The sequence below is a fragment of the Viridibacillus sp. NPDC096237 genome, assembly GCF_050278625.1.
In the GTDB taxonomy this organism is placed as follows: domain Bacteria; phylum Bacillota; class Bacilli; order Bacillales_A; family Planococcaceae; genus Viridibacillus.
On the sequence record NZ_JBNNTI010000017.1, the window covers coordinates 1 to 23737 of the forward strand.

Below are 23737 nucleotides of genomic sequence, written 5' to 3' on the forward strand. Positions count from 1 at the left end.
AATCATTCCTTCGAACAAAAACACTTAAAAATCTAAAAGTGATAATCTACAAGAAAAGGTTGGATTGTCATTTACACAAAACTATTGACAGTCCCGGAGGCAGATTAAAATGAACTGTTTAGGATGTAGTTTAGCTAATAAAAATGATCAAGTTCATGTTGTTTTTGAGGATGATTACATATGTTGTTTCTTGGACCATGACCCATACAACGAAGGCCACGTTTTAATATTGCCTAAAAAGCATATTTATGATGTTGAAGAACTTGATGAAAATACTGCTAATGCAATAATGAAGGCATCTATGCTTTTATCTAAAGCAATAAAAAGACTATTTAACCCTGATGGTATTACCATTTGCCAAAACGGTGGCATTTTCAATGAATTAACTCATTATCATATGCACGTTGTACCAAGATACAAAGATCAGTCATTCGCTACTTTCTATACAGGTGAAGATAACTACATAGAAGAGAAATCGAAGTTAATAGTGACTAAAAGAAAACTAATTAAAGCCATTAGTAGTGAAATAAATAAATAATGCTTAATGTAAAAGGGTTCCAATCAAGTGGAGTTCCTTTTTTTTAGGAAATCAACAACAAAATGGTACATAGACTTAAAGAAAAAGAGTAAATGACTGATTCGGCACAAAAAAGTCATTGGGGCATAGACTAGTATACGGTGTAGAAAGCGTGCATTAATTGACAATGCTGCATACTTAGAAACTAAATTTGCATAATTTTTCAACAATTAAAAAATCAACCAAATAGAGGTTATAATTACCATTTATGGAAGGAGTGGTAGTGGTTAGCCGTTTTTTACACTGTTACATTTATTAAGTCATAAACTGAGGGAATGGCAGTTTTAGTTGTGGCAATGATGTATGTTCAACACTTGTGATAAGGCCGTATTATAATAGTGAATTATTGGGGAGAGGGTGAGAAGATGAATTTTGTAAAGCAAATTGTAAGTTCGGCGTTTTTAGGATTCGTCTTATTTTATTTAGCTTACGTTATGGATATGGGTAGTTTTAATATGGATAGTGAATTTGTGATGGTTGCCGTTATTATTAGTATTGTATTTTTCACTTTATTTATACTAGATGGAATTGTGTTTACTGATGAGACTAGTAGGATCATTCCGTATCAAACTATTTTTGGAACCGTTTTATTTTTCCCTATTTATATTAACATCATGGATAATTTAGCACATCCTGAAGCAAATTTTGCTGTTCGTTTTATTATAGGTATAAGTTTGGCCTTCATCATCATCATTGTAGCTGTTTCTTTATCAATCCGGCATTATTATAGTAAGAAGAAAATTATTGGTTGAGAGAAAATATAGCCTCCTTGAAAAGTTGAATAACTCCTAAAAGAACTTCGACTTCAAACATGAAGTAGCAGTTCTTTTTTTGTATGCATTTGTAGATTTGAATAAAGTTTGAGTATAAAATTGAACCAAGCTTTTTAAAAGCAGCAATTGAAAAAAAGTATTTTGAACAAAATTGATCAAAATAATACAAGAACGCTCTCAGGCTGTGTTATCGTTGGAGGTCGTTTTAACAGCAGTCATCTTCGGATAAAGTTAATGTAACTCACAAATTTAAAAATAAATATTTGTTTAAAGTGGTATATACTGTATATATATCTTTGCTATAATTTCGTAAGATTTTTTAAAACTGAGTCACAATTTCGGAGGTAAATGTACATGAAAGTTCCAAAGATTAATTCAGAAGAAACACAGTTTCACACTACATCTACGTACTTGCTACATAAAAAAGCAAGTGATAATACCATTAAACGTCCTTTTAACTTTGCCATCAAAGGGCTTCTAATTTGCACAGCCGTAGCTACTTCTATTTTAATATCTCAAATAGCTCAATCTAAGGCAGTACAACCTAGTATTACAATGATAGAAAAAAGTAAAGTCATCAACAATAAAACCACATACAACTGCAAGTAAATTGCTACTAAAGACAATTCTATTACGATTTCGGGGAAATATTTAGTACCTGAAAAAGAGGTCTACTGAAACGGGGAGTAAAGCAATTACACATTAGGCTGGATACAAATTAAATCTCTATATTAATCTATTAGATTTGCAATATGAATTTTATGTATCTATGTAAGAGCAGCAGCTGGTAGTACACAATTTAAAAGTAATAGGAGTGATAATATTGGTGAATAAATTAATGTTTCTTATAATAGTCGTGATCGTTTTCTTTGCCTATAATTTTTTAATGAAAAATAAGAAAAGACTAAAAAAGTTTAGGAAAGAATGGGAAACAGGACAGTTTAACGCACGAAGTGAAGCTGAAGAATCAATATCAATGTACTGGGAAAATAAAAAAAATAGTGAACCAAGATATAATGGTATAGATCAGTTGACATGGGATGATTTAGCAATGAATACTGTTTTCAAAAAAATCAATTACACGCAAAGTTCGGTAGGGTCAGAATATTTATTTAATCAGCTTCGAGATATTGATCCATCCATTGAAGATATACAAGATAAAGAAAAACTTTACGCATTACTGGAAAGCAATCAGGCATTAAGAGAAGAGATCCTACTCACACTATCAGGGCTTGGAAAACAAGATTATACAAATTCTTCTTCCTTTTTTTATGAGGATCAAAGTAACATAAAATATGTAACCGTTTATGTGCTACTTGCTTTGTTGCCGTTTGCTTCAATCTTTTTGATGTTTTATAGCTTAAAGTTCGGGATTCTAAGTTTAGTAGGATCATTTCTAATTAACTTGTTTGTATATTATAAAAATAAACCAGTGTTAGAGAATAATCTATATTCCACATCGTACATAGCAGCTGTCATTAAAACTGGAAAACGCTTTGCATCCGTCAAAGATCCGGAATTTACAACTTTTTCAAACGAGTTCAAACACAAGGTGCAGCCAATAAAAAAAGTTTTAATTTTAAGCAATATTACTTCTATTGGAAGAGGCAACGGAGATTTTGACATCATTTTTGAGTACATTCGAATATTATTTTTATTGGATTTTATTTCGTATAACAATATTATTAAAACGATTTCAACTCATAAAGCGGAATACCGTGAATTATGGCAACTTATTGGGCAACTCGATGCAGGGATAGCAGTTGCGTTTTACCGTAATTCACTAAATACATATTGTATTCCTAAATTTGTGGAGGAAGAGGAACTTTCATTCAAAAAAATGTTTCATCCACTTATCAAAGACCCGGTGACAAATACATCTAAGCTCGGCAAGAGTACACTCATTACAGGGTCTAATGCATCAGGGAAATCCACGTATATCAAGGCAATTGCTATTAATACAATCTTCGCACAAACGATTAATACAGTGTTAGCAGAAAACTGGACAATGAAACCCAGTTATATCGTAACCTCAATGGCAATTCAGGATAATGTTTTAGATGGGGATAGTTACTTTATAGCTGAAATATAGTGACTACTTTATAAAAACCTTTATTTATCAGTATTTAGAGGTCATTTTTGGGGAAGGTCCCCCAAAAAGTCCCCCAAAAAGAATAGAAAAATAAAAAATCAGTTGTTTTCTAGCACATTTTTGAACGTTTCAATTGTTTGGTTTTTATTTTCGTCTACCGCATGGGCATAAACTTTAAACACCATTTCAGTTGTATCACCTAAACGGCTAGCAACAGTCACAACGTCAACTCCACTACTAATTAACAAACTAGCATACGTATGTCTTAATGTATGAGCTTTTACCTTAAATCCAAGTCTATCGCTTGCAACTCTAAATGCTTTGCTGATAGCAGTTGTATTGATAGGTCGACCGAAATTAGAAGAAATAAAAATATAAGATTCTTCATTGAATTTATGTCCAAACATTAAATGTGTTTTTTTCGCTGTTAATTTATACTTTTTTAGCATTTCTAACACATCGTCATCCACTTTTAATACTCTGTAACTATTGCGTGTCTTTGGTGATCGCACTCCAAGATAATCTCTTGTTTTATTGATAGTAACTTCACCAGTTTTAAAATTAACATCCTTCCAGGTTAGCCCGCACGCTTCGCCACACCGAATTCCAGTAAATGCTAATAAATAGATGATTGTGTATTGTAACTCATTCCTTGTTTTTGCATATCTAAGTAATTGATTGAGTTGACTTGCGCTAATTACATTTTCAACCTCTTTTTCGTCCTCTTTAAAAGAAATATTAGTAAATCGATTCCGTTGTAATATTTCTGCATCTACTGCAGCGTTAACCATTGCTACAAAAGTGCGGTGGTACGACAATACAGATAGTGGCTTATATTTTTTGAATAAAGGCTCAATGAAAATACGCTTATAAGTAATCTTATCAAGTTGATTTAGTTTCTGATTTCCAAGCATAGGTTTAATATGATTTTTCACGGCGCCTTTGTTAAGTATTAAAGTAGTAGGTTTCCAATCGCTTTTTTTAAATTCAAGCCAAATATCACACCAGGCTGCAATTGTCATATCTTCATTTTCAACTTGTTGCAAATTTCCATCTAATACCTGAGCTTTCAACTTAGTTAGTGCTTGCAAGGCTTTCTTCTCAGAATCAAAACCTTGTTTACTCTTTTCTTTACGCTCACCCAACGTATTGTAATAACGATAACGGTAAGCGTATTTTTTCTTTCCACCGGTATCCTTATACCAGAATAAATCTTTATCTTTAGCAGTTTTTATTAATTTTGGTTTAGCCATATTATCTTTTCCTTTCAAACGTTGGCAGGCGTTCGGACAGGGTTGGCTATAAACAACACCCCCTCTAATTAATAACAACATATATTACTGTATATTGATATCCATTAACTAATACATTTCAATTTCTCTGCGTACTGAATTAACCTTTTTTTTGCAAAATTTTCTTCGACATTAAACATCTCTTGTATCATCCATACGCTTAAACGATACTTATGTATTCGATATAGTTCATCCAACATGAAAGTGGGTATAGCAGCATGAAGGGCAAAATTTTGCGCCTTATATTCTTGATATTCAAGAAATAGGGGATGGAGGTGCATTTGATTACCACTATGCAACAGAACATGACAGAGCTCGTGTGTGAAGTCCTGCCATTGTTGTTGAGCTGATAGTTCGTTATTTAAGAAAATGTAACCCGTTTGCTCAAAAAATAGTGCCTGGCTACCATTTGGCCAGTAAAAGACTTTGATATGTAACTCTTTAGCGATTTGAAGCATGTTTAAATCTGTTGGTTGATAAATATGTAGTTTTGCGTAGAAAGATTTAACGTAGTCCTCTAGGTGACTGTAACTATATGGTTTCATAAATCTAGTCCTTTCGGTGTAGAACTAATGTTCTGTTTTAGTATAAAGCAAAACCCCACTGAATGGAAGTGGGGTTAGTCTATCATTAATACTAAAAACATTATTAGGAAAACGGAGTAAACTAAGATTGAAAAACCAATTAAAAATTTTAATAAGCGTAGTTCTTTTTCTAACATGTTAGCTGATTCTTTATGTAGAACAATTGATTCGTTATTTACAAAATTAAAGTGTTTAATAATAATCTTTTTACGCTGGTTGAAATTAGATACTTGTAGCGTGTCCTGGATACTCGTTAGTAATATCAATATAAGTAAATAAATTATAATCATACCATATATAATATTATTGGAGGTTGGAATTTTCAAAATGTAGTTCCCCATAAAAATAGCTATAACTGCTATAACATTTTTAATTAAAGTATCTCTATAATCATTTGTTGTCTGTAATATCTCTTTTGATATAGAAAGGTATTCTTTGATAATTTCTTTTTTCTCTTTTAAAAAAATAGAAATTTCTCCGTCTTCGTATGCATCATAAATATATATCGTCTCTTTTAGAACCTCTTGAAAGAAATTATCATCTGTTAAATCATTTAATTCAATAGAGGTATCTTTTTTATAGAACTCACAAATTACCTTTTTATAAAAAGTCAATTTTTGATCAGCAGCTCTATTATCAGAATAGATATAGTTAAATGTCTCTTTTAATTGATGAAAAATATTAATACTGTTAGTGGAAGACAAATTTTTATTATAAGTTAGATTTAATTCATATTTGCCAATAAAGTAATAATTTTTTTGCTCAGGAGAATTGGAAAGTAATTCTAATATGGATTTAATTGTATCTTTTATAGGGAAAATATCGCCATTGTCAAACTCTTCTATATTTAGGATGTCAGGTATTAATGCAGTGATAACTTTTTTATTTTTAAATCTAGTAATAAATTCCTTTGTTTCAGAATCTAATTCTTCTTGATTATTAATATTTAATATGAAAAGAGAAGAATCTTTAAGTTTTATCTTTGAAGGGGCATTGTGAATATTAATATTAATTTTGTATTTAAGGTTTTCTAATTGTGTAATATTTAGTTTTAAGAATTTACTTAAAAAGATATTCAGGCTTTTTGCATTAAAAAAGCTTATTACAGGATCATTAGTATTCAATTCTTGATTAAAGATTATTCTTACATCAATATCAAAACCACTTTTAAAGACTTCTAAGAATTCTTCTTTATTTTTCTTTATTGATGAATCAGCGTAGATTAATAATTTTTCATTGTTAAAAATAGAAGTAGGTATTTGAGAGTATTCAGTGTTAGTTGAGTTCAATGTATATTCTAAAGTATATTTTAATTCAAGAGAAGGGGATGTCGAAATCATAATTTCTTCTTCAATGGTTTCATTAGTTGAAACTAGATTTAAATAATCGAACAATTCATGCATTTCTAACATCCCCTCTATTATTTATTCCTCATCGTCATCATTATCATCATCATCTATTATAGCTTTACTTATAGCAATTTTCATCCATTCCTCTGAATTTAATTCTTCATCATCTTTGTAGTCGTACTTTACAACACCCTTGTTGATAATGGTCTGAGCTATACTTATTTTCAGCTCCTTACCAGAACTTTTTATATCTTTTATAACTTTCTTTTCAATATAATTAGGATCCGCTGTAAAAGTCTGCTGAGCTGATGGATTGGCATTTAGCATTTGACTGTATATTAGAGCGCTTAATGATTCAGAGTCTTGGTTAGCTATTTGGATAGTATCTCTATTTACGAAGTTAGTATTATTTATCAAATCTTCTACAATGGTTTCAATTGAAGTGTGTGTCCTTTCTTGCATTTTATTGTCGATATAATCTTTAATGTTTTTTTTCGTACACCCTTCAGATACGTATTTTTCTAACTCAGAAGTAATAAATTGAGTAGCTAGTTGAGTATTTTCTTTATCTAAAGTAATGATAATATTATCTAGGAAAGAAGTCATGAAATATTGCGATATCGCTAAGTCTTGTCTATCGAGAATCTTAGTATGATGATCATTTTGATTATTATTTTCACGGAAATTAGAGTTTACTGGCAAATTAATCAACTTGTTTTTGAAAATTATTGTACATTTTTGAAGGTCTCTTTCTTTGTCAGGAAGCATATCAATTTGTACATGAAGTTCTTGACGCGAGAATTGAACGCCAAATATTCTTTCCATTTTAATAATTGCAATTATTTCTCCATATACTTCGTGATTAAAATGTAAGATTACCAGTAAGAAAGGTTTTTTTACATTTTTATTAATACTTTTAGCTAATTGATCGGTGACTTTTTTTGAATGATAATAAAATAATTTTTCATCTTCTGAAAGTGTTTCTGGTATTTCTTCACTATCATTCGGAATAGGGTTATTTTTAAGACTAAGTAAATGTTCTATTGAATTTAAAATTGTTGAAACATCATTTTTAAATCGACCATTTCGAGTCTTTTTATTCATGATAATATTATTTATATGGTTTTCAAAAAATAAATGTATTTCATTTTTTAAATGTTCCCCGTTAAAAACCGGACTATAATTTACCTCAGGTATAGCATTATCTACTGGCTTTACTTCATTTATTACTAACCTTTGTATTTTATAAGAAATTTCATTTTTAATTTCCTGTTTTTCTTTAGTTGGTATATTTGTAACCATATTATCTATCCGCCCTTCATATACTTATGTATAAAAGTTATTATTATTAATACCTAATTTTAAGTATGTTGCCATTTAAAAAGATAAGGTAGATTGTTGAATTTCTTAGTTATAATGAAATGATACAAAATACTTATGCAAACTCGAAAAAAGTAGATTAAAATAACTCCTTAAATGATAAAATTTTACAATTAAAATCAATTTTTTAGGACACGTCTCCGTGTCCTTTTTATTTATTCTTCTTAATCGTCTCCCACATCTCCCGCATATAAACTCGCCCTTGGAATTGGGCGACTCTTTGTTCTGCTTTAGTTATTTACTACAACGTACTGACTTACCGTTTCGATAAGTTTATCTTTATAATCTACTAAATCAATGGGTTGTTTGAACTCCAAAATCGTGCGTTCTTTATCTGTAGGAGCATCATTTAACATGATGTAGTTGCGATTTTTTTCAAAATAGACACGGACAATCCATCTACGTATGTTGTTATCAATCATAATATTGAAGTAACTACGGTTATCACGATAGAATATTCGATCAGGTGAAATTGTATCTTTTAAGACTACTTTGACAATAGAGTAAGACTCAAGTTCTTCTGGAGTAGTAACAATTCCATCATCTTCATTTTTTTCAGCACTAGGTGCTGCATCAATTTCTGGATTAATTGTTACTTGTACTTTGCTGTCGCCAGTGGATTTTAGAGCAGCATTTAATTTATCGTTCACTTTTTCGGTTATGATTTGTTTTAGTCCCTTTTCAATAATAGGCGTAAATTTTTCTAACAAGGGTTTTGTTTTTAATCCATCATATATTTGATTTACAAGATATTTAACAAATTCCTCGTCTGGAGTTTCAAATTGTATAGATAAATAGGATTTTAATGCATTTAAGTACTTTAATTCTGAGGCAGTACTCGTAATATTTTCAATGTCGAAACTTTCTTTTCTAAATTTAGCGATTTCTTGAATATGAGTATCACGAATGTCCAAGATATTGAAAGTGAAAAAAGGTGTTGTATCCATTTTGTTTGTTTCTTCTAAGTCGGTAAAGAATTTATATTCGATTCCGTTTGTGAGAATACTAAATTTAGAAGAAGTTGTTCCAAAGTATCTGAATAGTTGTGAGTCATGCTTAGTTAAGTTTTCAGTAATGCTTTTGCACTCGATTAGGATAAGAGGTACACCATCGGAAAGAATTGCATAATCTACTTTTTCACCCTTTTTAATTCCTACGTCAGCAGTGAATTCAGGACTGAACTCTAAGGGATTAAACACATCGTAACCTAATATTTGGAAAAATGGCATAACTATCGCAGTCTTCGTTGCTTCTTCAGTAGTAATTGAATCCTTTAATGTCTCAATCCGCTTTACTAAACCTCTTAGTTGTTCTGAAAACTTTTCCATCCCATTACCTCCTAGTTAATTTGAAAAAATTAAATTTTTTAGCATTTACTTAGTAAAAATATAATGAGTAAATATGACTATTAAGAGTGTATAAATCAAGGGTTTTAGCATAGCTAAAACCCTGAATACCCAATTTGATAAGTGGATTCTAAGTTAGTACGTAATTGTTTTATTTTCACAATAATTTTATATGAAATAAGAAACGTGAAGCAACGCCTTGATAAAAACAATACAGTGGATATCGTTCAGTAAAACCCGGTAGTCTTACTGAAAGTTAGCGACTTTTCTTGATAGTCTCCCACATAGCCCTCAGAAGTTTTAAATCCTCTTCCGGAGACTTAGGTAATTCTTTATACCACTTCTGTAAGTCTGGACTATTCGCAAATGCCTGGAACTCTTCTTCGTCCTTATCGATTGGTGATAGAGTGGGCGAGTCTGAACGGCCGAGTAGGTAGTCGGTTGAGACGTCGTAATAATCCGCAATTTTTTCGAGTGTATCGTAATCAGGATTTCTCTTTCCCGTTTCGTATGCCGTATAGGCTGGGCGAGTAATCCCTATAACTTTTGCTATATCTTGTTGAGTTTTCCCTTTTTGTTTTCGTAGATAAATTAAGCGAGAGCCTAGCATATATGACACTCCTCTCTATAGTTATATTTTAACGTAACGGTATGTTACTTTTCATTGTTTGTATCGAAATGACACGGTTTTTTATAAAATAGTTGACAATGTAACGAATTGATACTATTGTTAATGTAACGAAACGACACATCAAAGAAAGGCGGTGAAAACATGACACCTAGAAAATGGCTAAAAGAAATCCGCTTTGAAAAAAGCATGACGCAACAAGATGTCGCAGAACGTGCGCACATCGAACGTTCTTATTACACAATGATTGAGCAAGGTAAACGAACACCAAGTGTTCAAGTAGCTATGGATATATCTAAGGTATTAAATTTTAGTTGGACTATTTTTTTTGATAATGAATGTAACGAATTGACACAAAAACAACTGGCTTAAAAAAGAATCAACTCGCACCCAGCAATAAACATTCGAAAAGCGGAGTACGCCACGACGGACCAATTAAATCCCGAGCGACAGCAATATCCAACGACATGACCTAGAATCTTTACTGGTGGGTGTGAGAGAAAACAAAGGAGTGAAGCAAATTGGGTTGGAGCATGGAAAAACGCAAAAGAAAGAAAAAGCGTAAGCAACCGTATCCGTCAGATGATTTTCGAAATGTAAAAGGTTCAAATCGCGAAAGATTAATCCTCGAACGTAAAACAAGAAGATTTACTCAAAAGCAACTTGGTGAGATTATCGGTTGTTCAGCGGCGATGATTAGTCAATTAGAGTTAGGTAAAACGAATCCTAGTATTGATATTTCAATTCAATTGGAAGAAGTTCTTGAAACACCGTTTCTTGAATTATTTCCAGATTTATAAAAAAACACTTGACACGTACATTGCTGGATTTTCCAATTTTTATCGAACTTGAGTGGAAATGACGTACCTTAATTTGATTATTAGTTAAAAAAGTACCACGTTGAATGATGTTGACATTCCATAAAAATACAAAAATGCAAAAACAGTAATTTGTTTTAATGGAAATATAGCGAATAGGAGGAATGCAAAATGAATGAATTAAAAGTAATCGAACAACAATTAGTTAATTTTAACGGCGCAGAAGTCATGGTAGCTAAAACACAAGACGGAAAAGTTTTCGCAGCAGTTAAATGGATCTGTGAAGGTATCGGTCTTACACGTGATCAAACTAAACATGAACGAAAAAAAGTTCAAGAAGATTTAGTTCTATCGAAAGGAGGGCGAAATTTGACCCTCCCTACAAATGGAGGCTTGCAAGAGATTCAATGCATTGAATTAGACTTTCTGCCATTGTGGTTAGCAAAGATATCAATCACCCCAAAAATGCGGAACGAAGCTCCTTGGACAGCAAGAAATCTTGTTGAATATCAACTAAAAGCAAAAGATGTTTTAGCTCAAGCGTTTATACCAAAACAACCGTCATCGCCTTTGGAAATCATGCAAATGCAAATTCAACAAATGATTGAGCATGACAAGCGAATTAAAGATGTAGAACACCGAATGCAGGCTACAGAAGAAAAACAAGAGAACATCTCTAACATCCTTTTACTCAACCCAGCTGAATGGCGTTCCAAAGTAACGACAATATTAAATCGAATTGGACAAACACGAGGTGGCTTTGAAGAATTCCGGAATGTTCGCAACGAAAGCTATGAAGTACTTGAACAACGTGGGCGCTGTAAATTAGAAGTCCGTGTCAATAACCGTAAAAAAGAAATGGCTTTAAACGGTGTTCCTAAATCTAAAATTAGTAAAGTTTCAAAGATCGATGTTATTGCAGAAGATACAAGATTGACTGAAATTTATTTAGCGATTGTCAAAGAAATGGCAATCAAATATCAAGTGAATGCAACAGAAATCGCATAAAGGCAGGTGATATCAATTGAACTTAGCACAAATCGAAATTGCAGTTGATAAGGAAATGGTACAACGGTCACTGGATAATATGGTTCGAGATTACACTAGACCGCGCTTGCTTCTATGCGACATAGATGAATTAAAGCGCATTACATGCATGTCACCATCATCATTAGAACGACATATTTTACATGATCCACGTGTTAAACAACACGAAAGACGTGTTGGCGAACGTGGTAAACGCTACTGGATTTATGAACCCGTAGAAAAAGCAATCTTAGAAATTATTGACGAACTAGAATAACTAAAAAACGTTGGCAGGCGTTTGGACAAGTTCGTCTTTTCTTATATACATCTTACCAAGTTAACTAGTATTTATGTAATTTATACCAATACAAATTAGGGGTGTTTATCATGCTAGAAAAATCAGCAGACGCAAGCAAGGCATTACAGAACTTAATCGAAAACGAAAACCTAACAAATGAACAGTTGGCATTAGATATTAAACTAAGTCCACAAATGGTCAGTCATCTGAAAAATGGTCGCAGAGCTATGCAAAGAGATATAGCACAGTCATCTATACAAACTTATGAAAACTCAGAGTATATGGCAGATCTGATGCGTGCTTTTACAAGTGGACTAACTACCCCTGTACTTCGAGGTAAAAACATCGAACGTCACAGATTATCCTTGGCTGCAAATGCAGTCAGGGAAATGAATGAGGCGATCCAAGCGGCACAAAACATTATCCTTACGAAGCCACCAGGTGCATTAGATAAGAATGAAATGCAAGAAGTGGAAGCTATATACGACGAGGTTCTTGAAGCAACAATATTCGCAGAAAATTTATTAATGCAGTTAGAAAATGATTACGGAATTTCTAGGAAAAAGCGTATTCGATTGAACGAACCGCGTTGGAAAGCGAGAGGGTGGTTGCAATGAAAAAAGATAACTTCAAACCGCAGGATTATTTAGCCGCACAAAGAGAGCACGATTGCATCGAAGATTTGCTGATAGAAATAAAAGTGCATACAACATTAGGTGATTATGGCGCTGCAGCACGAACAGTTAAGGATGTAATTGCATCACTTCAGGAATTGCAAAGGTTAGAAAGCTACAGACGGAATCGCGATAAATTACAGGAAGTAGTAAATACGATGAGTGCAAGAGGGGTTAGATTGGATTTGGTTCCAGCAAGATGAAGAAACTCAACAACTACTTTTTGGGAGATGAAGCGCACTGGTCGGACAAGGTTTGGTTTTACGGAGCAACAGCATTGATGGCCATTATCGGAGCAATTGGATTATGGGCATAAAAAAGCCGATTAACTCTGACAAGTTAATCGACTGATTTCTAATATGCAGATTTATTATAACACGAATGTTAAGTAGTTGAAAAATAAATAAAACAGAAAAGAGGAATTAATTATGAACATAGATTTAATAGCGAAAATTTGCCACAACGTAAACAAATCGTATTGCGAAAGTCAAAACGATTTTTCTCAACCAACTTGGGAGGAAGCTCCAGAATGGCAAAAATCAAGTGCAATCAATGGGGTTAAATATCACTTAGAAAATGATGTAACCCCGGAAATGTCTCATGAAAATTGGTTGAAGCAAAAACTTGAAGAAGGTTGGGTTTACGGAAAGGAAAAGAATCCTGAATTGAAAACTCACCCTTGTATTAAACGATACGAAGAACTTCCGAAGTTTCAACGTACAAAAGATTCCTTATTTAAATCGGTTTTCGATTCTTTTAAATCTTAATACCAACAAAGTGACTGAGAGCCTTGGCTCTCGTCAAGAAGCGCACAAAAATATGCTAAAAACTGAATTCGAGAGCAGTAGCAACTTGTACGCTTCTTGATGGGATTCAACCATCAGATTAAATAAAGGCAGGTGAAAAGAATGACATTACTATCTACTGATGAATCTTATCAGTTTAATTCTTACGCAACACCAATATGTGATTGTGAACATTGTCGAGAATCAGTTTACAGTGGCGAAGGTGTCACATTTGAAGGTGACATATATTGCGGGACGAGTTGTTTAGGAGAGCATCTATTAGTTGAAGGAGTTGCAGAAGGCATATAAAAAGACCACTCTGCGAAAGTGGTCCTACAACAAAGAAATTTAATTAAGGTGATTATATCACAGAGGGAGAGAACACGCATGTTTGAATCATTTGCAAATACCGCTGAAATGTCACGAGGTGAATGGCTAGATGTTCGAAGATCAGGAATCGGCGGTAGTGATGCTGCCGTTATCCTAGGCTTCAACAAATGGAAATCTCCGTTCCAACTATACCTTGAAAAAACAGGCGATTACAAAGAAGAATCGAACAACGAATTTATCTATTGGGGCAATGTCTTAGAGGATGTTGTGGCCAAAGAATTTCAAGAACGTACAGGAAAGAAGGTTCGTAAAAAGAACCAAATGCTACGTCATAAAGAACATCAATTCATGACAGCTAACCTAGATCGTGTGGTTGTTGGTGAAAAGGCATTCCTAGAATGCAAAACAACTTCAGCATATAAAACTGACGACTGGGAAGGTGATGAGATACCTGCAGCTTATTTATGCCAGGTGCAACACTATATGGCGGTTACAGGGTTCGAAAAAGCCTATATTGCAGTATTAATCGGTGGTAATAAGTTTGTTTGGAAGGAAATTGAGCGTGATGAAGAGCTCATTGAAATCATGATTGAGCGTGAAAAATACTTTTGGGAAAACCATGTTCTCGCTGAAGTTCCGCCAGAAATTGATGGATCTGATGCAGCTGTCGAATTCATATCAAAACGTTACACAGAAAATCCTGATGAAGTTGTTATGTTAGATACAGATAAAGAAAAAATCATCGATGCTTTAGAGAACGTTAAGGCTGAAATTAAGGGTCTTGAAGAGTTGGAAAAGAAATATACCAATCAGCTTAAAATGTCACTGGAAACAGCATCAGAGGGCGTCACAGAGAACTATAGATTGACATACAAGACAATCAATCAAAATCGAATCGATTCCAAGCTGTTACGTGAGGAATTACCAAACATTTTTAAGAAATATACGAAGCAATCAAGCTACCGCAAATTTGGATATAAAAAAGTGAACTAATAGGAGGAATTTTATTATGGCAACTAACAACGAATTAAAAGAGCAAATGAAACAGAAGGCACCTGCAACATCTCAACAAAAACCGAAAACAATCGAGGACTATTTAAAACAAATGGCCCCAGCAATGGCAGAAGCATTACCAAAACATATGAGTGTGGACCGTTTAACTCGTCTAACAATGACAACTATTCGCACCACTCCAACATTACGAGAAGCTGATGTATCGAGTTTATTAGGGGCAGTGATGCAAGCTGCACAACTTGGCTTAGAACCTGGGTTACTAGGTCAGTGCTACTTACTACCATTCAAAAATAACAAAAAAGGCATCACAGAAGTTCAATTTATCATCGGATACAAAGGAATGATAGACCTAGCGCGTCGTAGTGGTCATATTCAATCTATTTACGCTCATGCGGTATATGAAAACGACACGTTCGATTATGAATTAGGCCTTGAACCAAAATTGAAGCATATCCCTACTATGTCACAGGACAAAGGAGCATTCATTGGTGCTTATGCAGCTGCCCACTTCAAAGACGGCGGTCATCAATTTGAGTTCATGTCAAAAGCAGATATTGAGAAGCGTAAAGGACGTTCTAAATCAGCTAATTCAAGTTACTCTCCATGGTCTTCTGACTATGAAGAAATGGCTAAGAAAACAGTAGTTCGCCACATGTGGAAATACTTGCCGATTAGTGTCGAGACACAAGAGCAAATTGCTCATGACGAGGGTGTAGGTCGCAACATTAAAGATGTAACTCCTGATGATGATTTGTTTGTACAAGCACCTGATGAAATTATCGAAGCTAATTCAGAGTCGGTACAAGAAGTTTAGTAAGAGACGGGGAGTAATCCCCTTCTTTTCAAAAGCTACTGGCAAGATGATTTTTATTCCATAGGGGGAAAGCAAATGAACATAATTGAAGAACAATTTTTAACTAAAGAAAAAGCTCCGGAATGCTGCACTTATTGTGATGAAGAGAAAAGTTTCTTAATGGTAAAACCTACTGCAATGTCTATTAATGGAGAAATGACAGTGAACGTTAATCTTACTTCACGACAGCATTGGATATGTTTAGAGTGCCTTTCGTTGGAAATAGATGCGATGGGCCATAGCGTAGATATTCACGAATACGAGTAAAGGGGGTACATCATGGCTAAATACAGACAAGTACACACAACATTCTGGGATGATTCATTTGTTCTAGACCTAACACCAGAAGAAAAATACTTCTATTTGTACCTAATGACCAATGGAAAAACAACTCAATGTGGCATCTACGAATTGCCGTACCGAGTGATTGAAATGCATTCAGGTTACAACCGAGAAACAGTAGAAAAATTACTACAACGATTCGTAGACTACGGAAAAATTTCTTATCACGTACCAACAAAAGAAATCATGATAAATAATTGGGCTCGATACAACTTTATTAATTCACCAAAGGTTAAAAAGTGTATCGAAAAAGAGTTGCTTGAGGTAAAACATAAACCATTTGTGAATGAATATCTTACCTCTTTAGAACAGTACGGATACCGTATCGATACCGTATCAATACAGTTAAATGACAACTCTGAATCAAAAGTATTAGAACCTAGTAATACCAATGGTTCGATACCGTATCAATACCCTATGGATAGTCCATGCATAGACCTGGGGGAAGAAGAAGAAAAAGAAGAAGAAAAAGAAGAAGAAAAAGAAGAAGAACAAGAAGAAGAAAGAGAAGAAGAACAACAACAACAACAACAACAAGAAAGAGAACCGTCAATCGGCAAGTTGACAGATTATCATTTCTCTAAAATCATTAATCTATTTCAAAACAATATTGCTCCAATCACTCAATTTAAATCAGAAGAGCTTGGCATGATCTATGACCAACATCCAGCTGATTTAGCAGTCGAAGCAATGAAAGAAACTATCAGAACTGAAAAGGTTACAAAACCTATCAAATACTTTGAAGGCATCTTAAATTCTTGGAAACGTGCAAATATCAAAACGATACATGATTTAGAAACACATCGAAAACGAGGTGAAAACAATGGAGCCAATCGGAAAACATCTGGAGGGTTACATGAACAGCAATCCAGAATTCAAGAAGAGAATGAACGACGTAAGAAAATCGCTGGCATCTAATCCTATTGAAATTCTTACAATACCGTCTGATAAATGCCCTCACTTTAAATGTGATGGTACAGGCTGGATTCAAATTAAAGATTGGTCTAAGCGACACACAAGATTAGAACAAGATGAATGGCGAGAAAAATGCCAATGTTACGAACAACGTATGCGACAAATTGAAATAAATAAAAAGCTAAAGTTAGCAGGAATACCAAAAATATTTCAAGGACTATCGCTCAACTCCTTTGACCTAGATGCCTATAAGCAAAAGGACAGTAAAGATACAGCTCGTTTAGCTAAAAAAGCTGCAGGTAATTATGTGGTTAATTATAAGCAGATGGCTGAAATCGGAAAAGGCATGTATTTCTACAGTGATATTAAAGGCTCAGGCAAAACGAGACTAGTATCTAGTTTAGCTAACGCCTTGGTTAAAGAACATGGTATCAGCGTTGCATTTGTAAAGGCTCAAAACTTATTTAAAGAGATTCAGAAAACATTCAATAAAAAATCAGAGGTATCGGAACTAGAAGTTACTGCAGCATTCAAAGATGTTGATGTATTGATTATTGATGATATCGCTGTAGAAAAGCCAAGTGATTTTGCAGAGCGTACACTATTCGATATTATCGATTATCGACTTGAACAGAAAAAACCAGTGTTACTTACGTCAAATCGAACGATAGATGAACTTGATGAATTATATCCAGGTGAACGTGTTAGTAGCCGCATACGCAAGATGTGTTATGAAATTTTCATACCTGAAGAGTCAGTTCGAGATTTAGAAAGCAAACAGGAAAACGCAGATATTGAAAAGATATTGTTCGGAGGCAACTAAATGCTTGAACAACTACAAACAGAGTACTCACAGCTGGCGGTGGAGTTGCAGCAGTTGCGGAATGAAGTATTAATCACATTGGAGGGATTAAGTAATGAAAAGAAAACTGACGTTAAAAGTGACTGTTGAATTTGAAATGCAACAACATAATTTTGAAAACGAATTGTTCCACTGGGGCGGTAATTACGATGACTTAAACGACTTCGAAAAGTTAAAAGTTCTCGAAGATGCATCTTGGGGAATTACAGAAACAAAAGAAATCACAAGTGATGAGGTGATTGGGAAATGAGCGAACAAATGAGTCGTAATGACTTTCATGAGTTCTTGCCTAAAAGTTTGGGGACTCAAATGATTGTATCTGGATTAACTACGCTAGTTGAAGATGAAAGATTTGATCCTCGCCAAGCGCTACAAATACTAGAAATTGCAGGGCAAGAATGCTTCTTTGCATTACATGAGATAAAGAAAGAGGTGTCCAAATGAGCGGAAAAGTGAAGGTTAGTAAAGATGTTGCGGAGAGAATTAACTACGTAAAGGGTTACACGGATGAATGGTCGATTATCGATTACTTAATGAACTCAACTTTAGGTAAGGATGAACAGGTTCTAGCGGTGAAAGGCTATTTTAATGATTACGAAGTCGAGCAAACGCCAGAAGAGAACTTAGCCCAACAATACAATTATGCGCTTAACGAATGGGAAGGAGAAAGAAGAAGGCCGTTAAACATATCAGAAAAAGGTGTGTACAAAGATGGTTATATTGAGGGCATCCGTGATGCATTGTCAATTTTAAAAATAAAAATCCAAGGGGTGAACAGATTATGAAACCAACATACATCGGATTTGACGGACAAACACCATACAGCGTTATCGGGTGGTTTGTAGATGGTGTGATAAAGCGTAAAACGTTTACCTACAACGTAGACGAGCATCAAGACATATTAGCTATGTATCATAACAAAATAGGTTTATACGGCAAGTGTGACGGTTATACGGTGCAATATTCAGAAGTGAAGGAGCGTGTGGCGTGATGGGAGAGCGATCAAAAAAGCAATTGAATAAATATCAGCTCATCGATATGGGACATGCTTTAAGAAATGGAAATAGATTTTATACAGAAGCCAATAATCAAAACTGGAACGACTTAGTTAAAGAAGGTTTTGCTACTAAGCATCCAGGGTGGGAAGAGAATATGGCTTATTTCCGAGTAACAGAAGATGGTAAAAAGGCAATGAATTTGTCAGATCATCAAATTGGAAAGCTTATACACGCATTTGGTTTAGATTACTCTAAAAAGCCATACAGAAATTATTATTTCAGTGGGAAGAATATCGATGATGAATGGGAAGATTTATGTTCTAAAGGATACGCAGATAAAGACATTCAGGAAGATGGTATCTATTATTCAGGCACTTTAAAGGGTCTTAGAAAAGTATTTAGACGAAATATCAGCGCCGAGTATTTTGAAGCAATTTAAAGCACATCCCGAACATAAAGCGAAGGAGGCTAACTGATGACCACAAAACAAATCAAATGCCAAAACATGTACTCTCTGAATTAAGAAAATTGGGAATTATCAAAATTGAAGGTGATCCAATTGAGTTGCTAGATTACGAGGTTATACGTAGCGCATTGGTGGTTAAGCGTGCGGTGGAAAATTAGGAGGATGAAGATGAAAAGAATATATCGTACCTATGAAGATACGGAAGTATCAGTTTTATCAACCCAAGTAAAATGTCCATATTGCGGTGAAGAATGGCTAGAGGAAGATAAAGACGAATGTGGCAAAACTTATATTTTAACTTGCGATGATGAGTTTGATGATGGATGCGGAAAACAATTTGAAATGAGCTTTGATGCTAGTTAATCGGAAGTGAGAGCGAATAACTAAGGAGGCTAACCAATGAACATGAAAAGAAACGGTATTTTAGTCGATAATCCTGCAGCGAGAGTTAAACGAACGAAAGTGAATCATAGTAAACAACAGTCAGTTAAGAAATATACGCAGTACGTTGAAATGGTATCAAGATACAACGGTGGTGCAACAGTTGTTACTCCAGATATACCGGAATACATCGCACAACTGAAAAGCGAAGGTTATTACGTCGCAATGACTTTTCCAGTTCGAGATTGGCAAGAGGAATACCAGGAGCAAATCAGCTAGGGGGAAAACAAATGATAAACAGAGCGATATTAGTTGGACGGTTAACAAAGGATCCTGAACTTAGATATAGCCAAAGTGGAGTGGCAGTTGCACGTTTTACATTAGCGGTCAATCGTACTTTCAAAGACGTTGACGGAGAAAAACAAGCAGACTTCATCAATATCGTTGTTTGGCGTAAACAGGCTGAGAATACAGCGAACTTCTTAAAGAAGGGCAGTCTTGCAGGAATCGAAGGACGTATTCAAACAGGCTCGTATGAGGGCCAAGACGGCAAACGTATTTACACAACTGAGGTTGTTGCAGATAGCGTTCAGTTTTTAGAGCCTAGAGGGGTACAGGACAGTTCGAACGGACAAAGTAATACAAATGCTCAATCGCAACAGCAAAATGCACCACAGGGGCAATATGGAACGAATAACCAACAGCAAACACAGGTGAATGATGAACCGTTTTCTCAAGCAAATGGACAGATTCAAGTGGATGATTCAGATTTGCCGTTTTAAGGAGGATAAGAAGAATAGTGAATGAAACATTTTTATTTTTACTAGGGTGGTTTATAGGTGTATTAACAGGATGTTCTTATGTATTTGCGGATAAGGTTAAAAAGCTTTAGTACACATCACGAACATTGAGCGAAACAGGAAAGGGGAATGAAGATGGATAGTAAATGTGGAGTTTGCAATTATGAAATACCTTTACACCATGTATCTTGTCATAAATTAGAAGACGATAAAATGTCAACATTGTATCACGTAGCATGTTCTATTATCGCTAAAGATATTAAGCCTTGCGAGGACTGCGCTTATCATAGATTGGTTTGTGACGAATGTAGAGAAAGCCCTGTATTAGAATAAGACGAATAACGAACATGAAACGAAACAGGAGGACAAACTATGAATCTGAAAAAACTATTTGAGGCTCAGAGAGAGCTCGATGATTATATTGAACAGCAACATCCCGTACAACCAGGTGAGGATAGATTGAGTAAAAAGATTCTAGCTCTGTTAGTGGAATTAGGTGAATGCGCTAACGAATGGCGTGGGTTTAAGTTTTGGAGTAACGACCAGGAGCCGCGTATAGAAAAATATGATACTCCAATTAACGGTGAATATAACGCATTATTCTGTCCGAATTGTAATGGTATTTATGATGTTGATCACGAACTGAATGGACAATGTGGAAGATATGTAACGCAACCATTAAAGCGAACAAATCCACTACTCGAAGAATACGTCGATTTCCTTCATTTATTTTTGAGTATTGGTTTAGAAGATGCGAAAAGATACGGAGAAAGTTATCCGATATATTTACAGTTTGATACTACTGAGTCAATAAAATACGAAACAGTAACTACACAATTCAATTATTTATTTAATCAAATTGCATATTTTATGGATTGTGTTTGTTTACGAGAAATGGGCACAGAATCGGAAATTGAAGAACAATACGAACAAATATTCAGAATGTGGGTTGGTTTAGGTGAAATGCTTAGCTTCACAGAAACCCAAATCGAACAAGCCTACTGGGAAAAATACGAGATCAATAAGCAACGTCAACAAAACGGTTACTGAGGTGAGATGATATGGAACTAACGCGCGACGAACGTGAAGGAATGATTGATACGCTTGAGGTTTTTGGAAAGTATCCTCGTGGTGTATACGAAAATTTTTGTGATGAGCGTTTGACAGAGGAATATAACAGAACAGTGGGGGTAGTGGTTTGAACCAAATTACATTTGAAATTGACGGAGACGTTCAGGCGCAACAAAGACCGAAATTTTCAAGGTTCGGCAAAGGTGTGAGCGTACGTGATCCAAAGGAATCTAAAGACTATAAAAGTTTTGTTAGATTAGTAGCTTCAGAGTATGCACTAGATGAATTAATAACGGATCCGATTGTTTTGCATATCGATGTCTATCGAAAAATGCCCAAAGCAATATTGAATAGCAAAAAGAAGTATCAGCAGGTGCTAGATGGAGTTTTAAGACCAACAACTAAGCCTGACATAGATAATCTAGTTAAGGGCATTAAAGACGGTCTGAGCAAGGTTATATGGCATGATGACAGCCAAGTGATTGAGTTGGTTGCAAGGAAGTTTTATTCGGATAAACCAAAGGCGGTAGTTACTATCGAATGGGAGTGATTGAATGGGTAACTGGCATTCTAAACGATGCAGAAAGATTGTCAAAGGTTATACGGAATTTGATCTCAAAAAGAAGATTAAGGACCATGAAACTCGTGGGTGGAAACAACTCGGTGAAATTAAATCAGAGAACTACAACAGTGGTGCTTATGCAGCATTGATGGAGATGGAAATAGAAAGAAAGGTGAAACACGCATGAATACCACTTCAAACGTGATCACCTTATTAAAAACCATAGTGGAAACTCAAAAGACGGTTCGCACAAACCGTCTTGTCCCATTAATAAAACAACTTACTAAATTATACGCACGCCAAAATGAAAAGATTCACTCTCAACAAAAAACAATTGATGATTTAAATAAAAGATATCAACGAGCGCAAACGAAGGCAGATAAACGATTAAAACGACTAAATGAACTGGAGGGAAAATGATGGCTAAAGAACCTTATTACATTCTTTTTACGGATGATGAACAGGATGTTAATTTAGATTTTAAACTATCCCAAGTGAAGACATTTGATAAGATGTGGCAGGAAGGTCACTCCGTAGCAACAATAGCCTTTAAAATCAAAAGAAAGAAAGTAGAAATAGCTTTGTTGGCAATGGATAGAGAATTGTTAGGTGCTATCAAACCACGTACTGGAGGCTTGAACGGGACTATACCGTTTGTGAACCCAAATACTAAAATAGTTGTGGGGGCATGACTTTTGAGATTAAGAGAATTAGAAATTGATAGCGAAAACAACCTTATTCTTGATATAATGGAAATACCTAAAAGTTGTGTGATAGTAGTTTGTGAAGGAAAAGCAAAGCTTGCTGAATTACCTCCATTCGCTGAAACGAAGATATATACACATCACGGGAGAGTACAACGTGTTAAGTGGGATGAGGGGGAGACGTTTTGAAGATTGACTGGAATGTTGTAGGAAGTATTTCAAGTGCTGTAGCAACATTAGCTGCGTTGGTGAGTATAATTATTACTACAAGATATTCAAGAAAAGCACAAGATTTAAGCCAATACGATGCACAGCCGTGGTTTCATATGCATTCTGTGAATCATGGAGATTCGAAAGCAATTATACTTAATGATGCTTCACCACAAATCAGAATTGAAAAAATTGTTATGTTTTTAAATGGTAGTGAAAAAGAAAAAATCGATTATAAGTATACAAAGAAAAATGACACGTTTATTCCAACGGGTAAAAGTTTTGTAATAAACTTACCTTCACTATCAGATTATGTAGGTAAAGATGTCTGTTTTAAGATTTATTTTCACAATTATTACAATGAATCAATGATTGCTACATCACCCGATTTCACAATCTTAGAAGGTAATATTACAGGAACAATGTTAGATACTAAAAACAAACTTTATAAACCTTTTAAAAATGAACTAAATAACTAGTATCAACAGTAATCTGAAGGGACATCATTTGATAACGGTTAAGGCCGAGTCACTTATTGTCCTTTTTGTATATAAAAAAATCATGTATATTTACCTGTGTTGTTATATAATTATAGGTAAAAGTACAT

40 protein-coding genes are annotated in these 23737 nt (G+C 34.5%); 34 read left to right on the top strand and 6 right to left on the bottom strand.

Annotated features, from left to right (window positions below):
- The first annotated feature begins 109 nt into the window (after positions 1 to 109).
- The 4 genes from ACQKMD_RS10910 to ACQKMD_RS10925 all read left to right on the top strand — a co-directional run bounded on the left by ACQKMD_RS10910 (position 110) and on the right by ACQKMD_RS10925 (position 3442).
- Entirely contained in the window at positions 110 to 538 is a 429-nt protein-coding gene (locus tag ACQKMD_RS10910) for an HIT family protein (protein ID WP_427751961.1), read from the top strand.
- 404 nt (positions 539 to 942) lie between these two features.
- Positions 943 to 1329 carry a hypothetical protein gene (locus ACQKMD_RS10915; RefSeq protein ID WP_427751963.1) on the top strand — a complete coding sequence of 129 codons (387 nt, stop codon included), beginning with the start codon at positions 943 to 945 and terminating at the stop codon, positions 1327 to 1329.
- A 375-nt stretch (positions 1330 to 1704) separates the two neighbouring features.
- Positions 1705 to 1959 carry a hypothetical protein gene (locus ACQKMD_RS10920; RefSeq protein WP_427751965.1) on the top strand — a complete coding sequence of 85 codons (255 nt, stop codon included), beginning with the start codon at positions 1705 to 1707 and terminating at the stop codon, positions 1957 to 1959.
- Positions 1960 to 2176: 217 nt separating this feature from the next.
- Positions 2177 to 3442, top strand: coding sequence for a MutS-related protein (locus ACQKMD_RS10925; RefSeq protein ID WP_427752146.1), 1266 nt, complete (start codon positions 2177 to 2179; stop codon positions 3440 to 3442).
- 98 nt (positions 3443 to 3540) lie between these two features.
- Here the strand turns inward: ACQKMD_RS10925 and ACQKMD_RS10930 are convergent, their stop codons facing one another.
- The 6 genes from ACQKMD_RS10930 to ACQKMD_RS10955 all read right to left on the bottom strand — a co-directional run bounded on the left by ACQKMD_RS10930 (position 3541) and on the right by ACQKMD_RS10955 (position 10003).
- The gene (locus ACQKMD_RS10930; RefSeq protein ID WP_427751967.1) at positions 3541 to 4695 is read right to left on the bottom strand and encodes a tyrosine-type recombinase/integrase; all 1155 of its coding nucleotides are present in this window, start codon (positions 4693 to 4695) and stop codon (positions 3541 to 3543) included.
- 104 nt (positions 4696 to 4799) lie between these two features.
- Complete coding sequence (locus tag ACQKMD_RS10935; RefSeq protein WP_427751969.1) at positions 4800 to 5279, bottom strand: ImmA/IrrE family metallo-endopeptidase; 480 nt, start codon at positions 5277 to 5279, stop codon at positions 4800 to 4802.
- A gap of 74 nt (positions 5280 to 5353) precedes the next feature.
- Positions 5354 to 6721, bottom strand: a complete 1368-nt coding sequence (locus ACQKMD_RS10940) for a hypothetical protein (RefSeq protein ID WP_427751970.1) — start codon at positions 6719 to 6721, stop codon at positions 5354 to 5356.
- A gap of 21 nt (positions 6722 to 6742) precedes the next feature.
- Entirely contained in the window at positions 6743 to 7969 is a 1227-nt protein-coding gene (locus ACQKMD_RS10945; protein WP_427751972.1) for a hypothetical protein, read from the bottom strand.
- A gap of 308 nt (positions 7970 to 8277) precedes the next feature.
- Entirely contained in the window at positions 8278 to 9375 is a 1098-nt protein-coding gene (locus ACQKMD_RS10950; RefSeq protein ID WP_427751974.1) for a type I restriction endonuclease, read from the bottom strand.
- A gap of 274 nt (positions 9376 to 9649) precedes the next feature.
- A complete protein-coding gene (locus ACQKMD_RS10955) occupies positions 9650 to 10003 on the bottom strand; it encodes a helix-turn-helix domain-containing protein (protein WP_427751976.1) in 354 nt (117 codons plus the stop codon).
- 162 nt (positions 10004 to 10165) lie between these two features.
- Here ACQKMD_RS10955 and ACQKMD_RS10960 point away from each other — a divergent pair, with 162 nt between their 5' ends.
- The 30 genes from ACQKMD_RS10960 (at position 10166) to ACQKMD_RS11105 (ending at position 23609) form a co-directional block, all read left to right on the top strand.
- Complete coding sequence (locus tag ACQKMD_RS10960) at positions 10166 to 10393, top strand: helix-turn-helix transcriptional regulator (RefSeq protein WP_427751978.1); 228 nt, start codon at positions 10166 to 10168, stop codon at positions 10391 to 10393.
- Between the two features lie 149 nt (positions 10394 to 10542).
- The gene (locus ACQKMD_RS10965; protein WP_427751980.1) at positions 10543 to 10821 is read left to right on the top strand and encodes a helix-turn-helix domain-containing protein; all 279 of its coding nucleotides are present in this window, start codon (positions 10543 to 10545) and stop codon (positions 10819 to 10821) included.
- Between the two features lie 189 nt (positions 10822 to 11010).
- A complete protein-coding gene (locus ACQKMD_RS10970) occupies positions 11011 to 11847 on the top strand; it encodes a phage antirepressor N-terminal domain-containing protein (RefSeq protein ID WP_427751982.1) in 837 nt (278 codons plus the stop codon).
- 16 nt (positions 11848 to 11863) lie between these two features.
- Positions 11864 to 12142 carry a hypothetical protein gene (locus tag ACQKMD_RS10975; protein ID WP_427751983.1) on the top strand — a complete coding sequence of 93 codons (279 nt, stop codon included), beginning with the start codon at positions 11864 to 11866 and terminating at the stop codon, positions 12140 to 12142.
- A gap of 110 nt (positions 12143 to 12252) precedes the next feature.
- Positions 12253 to 12780, top strand: a complete 528-nt coding sequence (locus ACQKMD_RS10980; RefSeq protein ID WP_427751985.1) for a hypothetical protein — start codon at positions 12253 to 12255, stop codon at positions 12778 to 12780.
- Positions 12777 to 13040: a hypothetical protein gene (locus ACQKMD_RS10985; protein ID WP_427751987.1), complete on the top strand. Its 264-nt coding sequence runs from the start codon at positions 12777 to 12779 to the stop codon at positions 13038 to 13040. The genes ACQKMD_RS10980 and ACQKMD_RS10985 overlap by 4 nt, the downstream gene beginning before the upstream one ends.
- A 225-nt stretch (positions 13041 to 13265) precedes the next feature.
- Positions 13266 to 13604, top strand: a complete 339-nt coding sequence (locus ACQKMD_RS10990; RefSeq protein WP_427751989.1) for a RyR domain-containing protein — start codon at positions 13266 to 13268, stop codon at positions 13602 to 13604.
- Positions 13605 to 13745: 141 nt separating this feature from the next.
- Positions 13746 to 13931, top strand: coding sequence for a hypothetical protein (locus tag ACQKMD_RS10995; RefSeq protein ID WP_427751991.1), 186 nt, complete (start codon positions 13746 to 13748; stop codon positions 13929 to 13931).
- A gap of 78 nt (positions 13932 to 14009) precedes the next feature.
- On the top strand, positions 14010 to 14945 hold the full coding sequence (locus ACQKMD_RS11000) for a YqaJ viral recombinase family protein (protein ID WP_427751992.1): 936 nt from the start codon (positions 14010 to 14012) through the stop codon (positions 14943 to 14945).
- 16 nt (positions 14946 to 14961) lie between these two features.
- Positions 14962 to 15780 carry a recombination protein RecT gene (gene recT / locus ACQKMD_RS11005; protein ID WP_427751994.1) on the top strand — a complete coding sequence of 273 codons (819 nt, stop codon included), beginning with the start codon at positions 14962 to 14964 and terminating at the stop codon, positions 15778 to 15780.
- A 75-nt stretch (positions 15781 to 15855) separates the two neighbouring features.
- The gene (locus tag ACQKMD_RS11010; RefSeq protein WP_427751996.1) at positions 15856 to 16086 is read left to right on the top strand and encodes a hypothetical protein; all 231 of its coding nucleotides are present in this window, start codon (positions 15856 to 15858) and stop codon (positions 16084 to 16086) included.
- Positions 16087 to 16098: 12 nt separating this feature from the next.
- Positions 16099 to 17079 carry a DnaD domain-containing protein gene (locus ACQKMD_RS11015; RefSeq protein ID WP_427751998.1) on the top strand — a complete coding sequence of 327 codons (981 nt, stop codon included), beginning with the start codon at positions 16099 to 16101 and terminating at the stop codon, positions 17077 to 17079.
- A complete protein-coding gene (locus ACQKMD_RS11020; protein WP_427752000.1) occupies positions 17018 to 17899 on the top strand; it encodes an ATP-binding protein in 882 nt (293 codons plus the stop codon). Before ACQKMD_RS11015 ends, ACQKMD_RS11020 begins: the two co-directional genes overlap by 62 nt.
- Complete coding sequence (locus ACQKMD_RS11025; RefSeq protein ID WP_427752002.1) at positions 17900 to 18028, top strand: hypothetical protein; 129 nt, start codon at positions 17900 to 17902, stop codon at positions 18026 to 18028.
- Positions 17994 to 18188, top strand: coding sequence for a hypothetical protein (locus ACQKMD_RS11030; protein WP_427752004.1), 195 nt, complete (start codon positions 17994 to 17996; stop codon positions 18186 to 18188). Before ACQKMD_RS11025 ends, ACQKMD_RS11030 begins: the two co-directional genes overlap by 35 nt.
- Entirely contained in the window at positions 18185 to 18382 is a 198-nt protein-coding gene (locus tag ACQKMD_RS11035; protein WP_427752005.1) for a hypothetical protein, read from the top strand. The genes ACQKMD_RS11030 and ACQKMD_RS11035 overlap by 4 nt, the downstream gene beginning before the upstream one ends.
- Positions 18379 to 18723: a hypothetical protein gene (locus ACQKMD_RS11040; protein ID WP_427752007.1), complete on the top strand. Its 345-nt coding sequence runs from the start codon at positions 18379 to 18381 to the stop codon at positions 18721 to 18723. The genes ACQKMD_RS11035 and ACQKMD_RS11040 overlap by 4 nt, the downstream gene beginning before the upstream one ends.
- A complete protein-coding gene (locus tag ACQKMD_RS11045; RefSeq protein WP_427752009.1) occupies positions 18720 to 18929 on the top strand; it encodes a hypothetical protein in 210 nt (69 codons plus the stop codon). The genes ACQKMD_RS11040 and ACQKMD_RS11045 overlap by 4 nt, the downstream gene beginning before the upstream one ends.
- Complete coding sequence (locus tag ACQKMD_RS11050; protein ID WP_427752010.1) at positions 18929 to 19375, top strand: hypothetical protein; 447 nt, start codon at positions 18929 to 18931, stop codon at positions 19373 to 19375. Before ACQKMD_RS11045 ends, ACQKMD_RS11050 begins: the two co-directional genes overlap by 1 nt.
- Before the next feature lie 195 nt (positions 19376 to 19570).
- On the top strand, positions 19571 to 19765 hold the full coding sequence (locus ACQKMD_RS11055) for a hypothetical protein (RefSeq protein ID WP_427752012.1): 195 nt from the start codon (positions 19571 to 19573) through the stop codon (positions 19763 to 19765).
- Positions 19766 to 19801: 36 nt separating this feature from the next.
- Entirely contained in the window at positions 19802 to 20062 is a 261-nt protein-coding gene (locus ACQKMD_RS11060) for a hypothetical protein (RefSeq protein ID WP_427752014.1), read from the top strand.
- Between the two features lie 11 nt (positions 20063 to 20073).
- Positions 20074 to 20565: a single-stranded DNA-binding protein gene (ssb, locus tag ACQKMD_RS11065; RefSeq protein ID WP_427752016.1), complete on the top strand. Its 492-nt coding sequence runs from the start codon at positions 20074 to 20076 to the stop codon at positions 20563 to 20565.
- Between the two features lie 390 nt (positions 20566 to 20955).
- Complete coding sequence (locus tag ACQKMD_RS11070; RefSeq protein ID WP_427752017.1) at positions 20956 to 21633, top strand: dUTP diphosphatase; 678 nt, start codon at positions 20956 to 20958, stop codon at positions 21631 to 21633.
- A gap of 11 nt (positions 21634 to 21644) precedes the next feature.
- Positions 21645 to 21785, top strand: coding sequence for a hypothetical protein (locus tag ACQKMD_RS11075; RefSeq protein WP_427748773.1), 141 nt, complete (start codon positions 21645 to 21647; stop codon positions 21783 to 21785).
- Positions 21782 to 22204 (top strand): RusA family crossover junction endodeoxyribonuclease, encoded by a 423-nt coding sequence (locus ACQKMD_RS11080; protein WP_427752019.1) that lies wholly within the window; start codon positions 21782 to 21784, stop codon positions 22202 to 22204. The genes ACQKMD_RS11075 and ACQKMD_RS11080 overlap by 4 nt, the downstream gene beginning before the upstream one ends.
- A 4-nt stretch (positions 22205 to 22208) precedes the next feature.
- Positions 22209 to 22403: a hypothetical protein gene (locus ACQKMD_RS11085; protein ID WP_427752021.1), complete on the top strand. Its 195-nt coding sequence runs from the start codon at positions 22209 to 22211 to the stop codon at positions 22401 to 22403.
- On the top strand, positions 22400 to 22636 hold the full coding sequence (locus tag ACQKMD_RS11090; RefSeq protein WP_427752023.1) for a hypothetical protein: 237 nt from the start codon (positions 22400 to 22402) through the stop codon (positions 22634 to 22636). The genes ACQKMD_RS11085 and ACQKMD_RS11090 overlap by 4 nt, the downstream gene beginning before the upstream one ends.
- On the top strand, positions 22636 to 22908 hold the full coding sequence (locus ACQKMD_RS11095) for a hypothetical protein (protein ID WP_427752026.1): 273 nt from the start codon (positions 22636 to 22638) through the stop codon (positions 22906 to 22908). Before ACQKMD_RS11090 ends, ACQKMD_RS11095 begins: the two co-directional genes overlap by 1 nt.
- Before the next feature lie 3 nt (positions 22909 to 22911).
- Positions 22912 to 23109, top strand: a complete 198-nt coding sequence (locus tag ACQKMD_RS11100) for an XtrA/YqaO family protein (protein WP_427752029.1) — start codon at positions 22912 to 22914, stop codon at positions 23107 to 23109.
- Positions 23106 to 23609, top strand: a complete 504-nt coding sequence (locus ACQKMD_RS11105) for a hypothetical protein (protein ID WP_427752031.1) — start codon at positions 23106 to 23108, stop codon at positions 23607 to 23609. The genes ACQKMD_RS11100 and ACQKMD_RS11105 overlap by 4 nt, the downstream gene beginning before the upstream one ends.
- The last annotated feature ends 128 nt before the right edge of the window (positions 23610 to 23737 follow it).

Bases quoted from the DNA above. Each gene is read 5' to 3' on its own strand.
- ACQKMD_RS11015 (WP_427751998.1), top strand. From the start codon at position 16,099: ATGGCTAAATACAGACAAGTACACACAACATTCTGGGATGATTCATTT.
- ACQKMD_RS11000 (WP_427751992.1), top strand. From the start codon at position 14,010: ATGTTTGAATCATTTGCAAATACCGCTGAAATGTCACGAGGTGAATGG.
- ACQKMD_RS11030 (WP_427752004.1), top strand. From the start codon at position 17,994: ATGAAAAGAAAACTGACGTTAAAAGTGACTGTTGAATTTGAAATGCAA.
- ACQKMD_RS11075 (WP_427748773.1), top strand. From the start codon at position 21,645: ATGGAACTAACGCGCGACGAACGTGAAGGAATGATTGATACGCTTGAG.
- ACQKMD_RS10915 (WP_427751963.1), top strand. From the start codon at position 943: ATGAATTTTGTAAAGCAAATTGTAAGTTCGGCGTTTTTAGGATTCGTC.
- ACQKMD_RS10940 (WP_427751970.1), bottom strand. From the start codon at position 6,721: ATGCATGAATTGTTCGATTATTTAAATCTAGTTTCAACTAATGAAACC.
- ACQKMD_RS11070 (WP_427752017.1), top strand. From the start codon at position 20,956: ATGAATCTGAAAAAACTATTTGAGGCTCAGAGAGAGCTCGATGATTAT.
- ACQKMD_RS11095 (WP_427752026.1), top strand. From the start codon at position 22,636: ATGGCTAAAGAACCTTATTACATTCTTTTTACGGATGATGAACAGGAT.
- ACQKMD_RS10995 (WP_427751991.1), top strand. From the start codon at position 13,746: ATGACATTACTATCTACTGATGAATCTTATCAGTTTAATTCTTACGCA.
- ACQKMD_RS10950 (WP_427751974.1), bottom strand. From the start codon at position 9,375: ATGGAAAAGTTTTCAGAACAACTAAGAGGTTTAGTAAAGCGGATTGAG.
- ACQKMD_RS11035 (WP_427752005.1), top strand. From the start codon at position 18,185: ATGAGCGAACAAATGAGTCGTAATGACTTTCATGAGTTCTTGCCTAAA.
- ACQKMD_RS11010 (WP_427751996.1), top strand. From the start codon at position 15,856: ATGAACATAATTGAAGAACAATTTTTAACTAAAGAAAAAGCTCCGGAA.
- ACQKMD_RS10970 (WP_427751982.1), top strand. From the start codon at position 11,011: ATGAATGAATTAAAAGTAATCGAACAACAATTAGTTAATTTTAACGGC.
- ssb (WP_427752016.1), top strand. From the start codon at position 20,074: ATGATAAACAGAGCGATATTAGTTGGACGGTTAACAAAGGATCCTGAA.
- ACQKMD_RS10960 (WP_427751978.1), top strand. From the start codon at position 10,166: ATGACACCTAGAAAATGGCTAAAAGAAATCCGCTTTGAAAAAAGCATG.
- ACQKMD_RS11025 (WP_427752002.1), top strand. From the start codon at position 17,900: ATGCTTGAACAACTACAAACAGAGTACTCACAGCTGGCGGTGGAGTTG.
- ACQKMD_RS11045 (WP_427752009.1), top strand. From the start codon at position 18,720: ATGAAACCAACATACATCGGATTTGACGGACAAACACCATACAGCGTT.
- ACQKMD_RS10980 (WP_427751985.1), top strand. From the start codon at position 12,253: ATGCTAGAAAAATCAGCAGACGCAAGCAAGGCATTACAGAACTTAATC.
- ACQKMD_RS10935 (WP_427751969.1), bottom strand. From the start codon at position 5,279: ATGAAACCATATAGTTACAGTCACCTAGAGGACTACGTTAAATCTTTC.
- ACQKMD_RS11040 (WP_427752007.1), top strand. From the start codon at position 18,379: ATGAGCGGAAAAGTGAAGGTTAGTAAAGATGTTGCGGAGAGAATTAAC.
- ACQKMD_RS10930 (WP_427751967.1), bottom strand. From the start codon at position 4,695: ATGGCTAAACCAAAATTAATAAAAACTGCTAAAGATAAAGATTTATTC.
- ACQKMD_RS10945 (WP_427751972.1), bottom strand. From the start codon at position 7,969: ATGGTTACAAATATACCAACTAAAGAAAAACAGGAAATTAAAAATGAA.
- ACQKMD_RS10955 (WP_427751976.1), bottom strand. From the start codon at position 10,003: ATGCTAGGCTCTCGCTTAATTTATCTACGAAAACAAAAAGGGAAAACT.
- ACQKMD_RS11050 (WP_427752010.1), top strand. From the start codon at position 18,929: ATGGGAGAGCGATCAAAAAAGCAATTGAATAAATATCAGCTCATCGAT.
- ACQKMD_RS11060 (WP_427752014.1), top strand. From the start codon at position 19,802: ATGAACATGAAAAGAAACGGTATTTTAGTCGATAATCCTGCAGCGAGA.
- ACQKMD_RS11020 (WP_427752000.1), top strand. From the start codon at position 17,018: ATGAACAGCAATCCAGAATTCAAGAAGAGAATGAACGACGTAAGAAAA.
- ACQKMD_RS11090 (WP_427752023.1), top strand. From the start codon at position 22,400: ATGAATACCACTTCAAACGTGATCACCTTATTAAAAACCATAGTGGAA.
- ACQKMD_RS11055 (WP_427752012.1), top strand. From the start codon at position 19,571: ATGAAAAGAATATATCGTACCTATGAAGATACGGAAGTATCAGTTTTA.
- ACQKMD_RS10985 (WP_427751987.1), top strand. From the start codon at position 12,777: ATGAAAAAAGATAACTTCAAACCGCAGGATTATTTAGCCGCACAAAGA.
- ACQKMD_RS10910 (WP_427751961.1), top strand. From the start codon at position 110: ATGAACTGTTTAGGATGTAGTTTAGCTAATAAAAATGATCAAGTTCAT.
- ACQKMD_RS10990 (WP_427751989.1), top strand. From the start codon at position 13,266: ATGAACATAGATTTAATAGCGAAAATTTGCCACAACGTAAACAAATCG.
- ACQKMD_RS11085 (WP_427752021.1), top strand. From the start codon at position 22,209: ATGGGTAACTGGCATTCTAAACGATGCAGAAAGATTGTCAAAGGTTAT.
- recT (WP_427751994.1), top strand. From the start codon at position 14,962: ATGGCAACTAACAACGAATTAAAAGAGCAAATGAAACAGAAGGCACCT.
- ACQKMD_RS10920 (WP_427751965.1), top strand. From the start codon at position 1,705: ATGAAAGTTCCAAAGATTAATTCAGAAGAAACACAGTTTCACACTACA.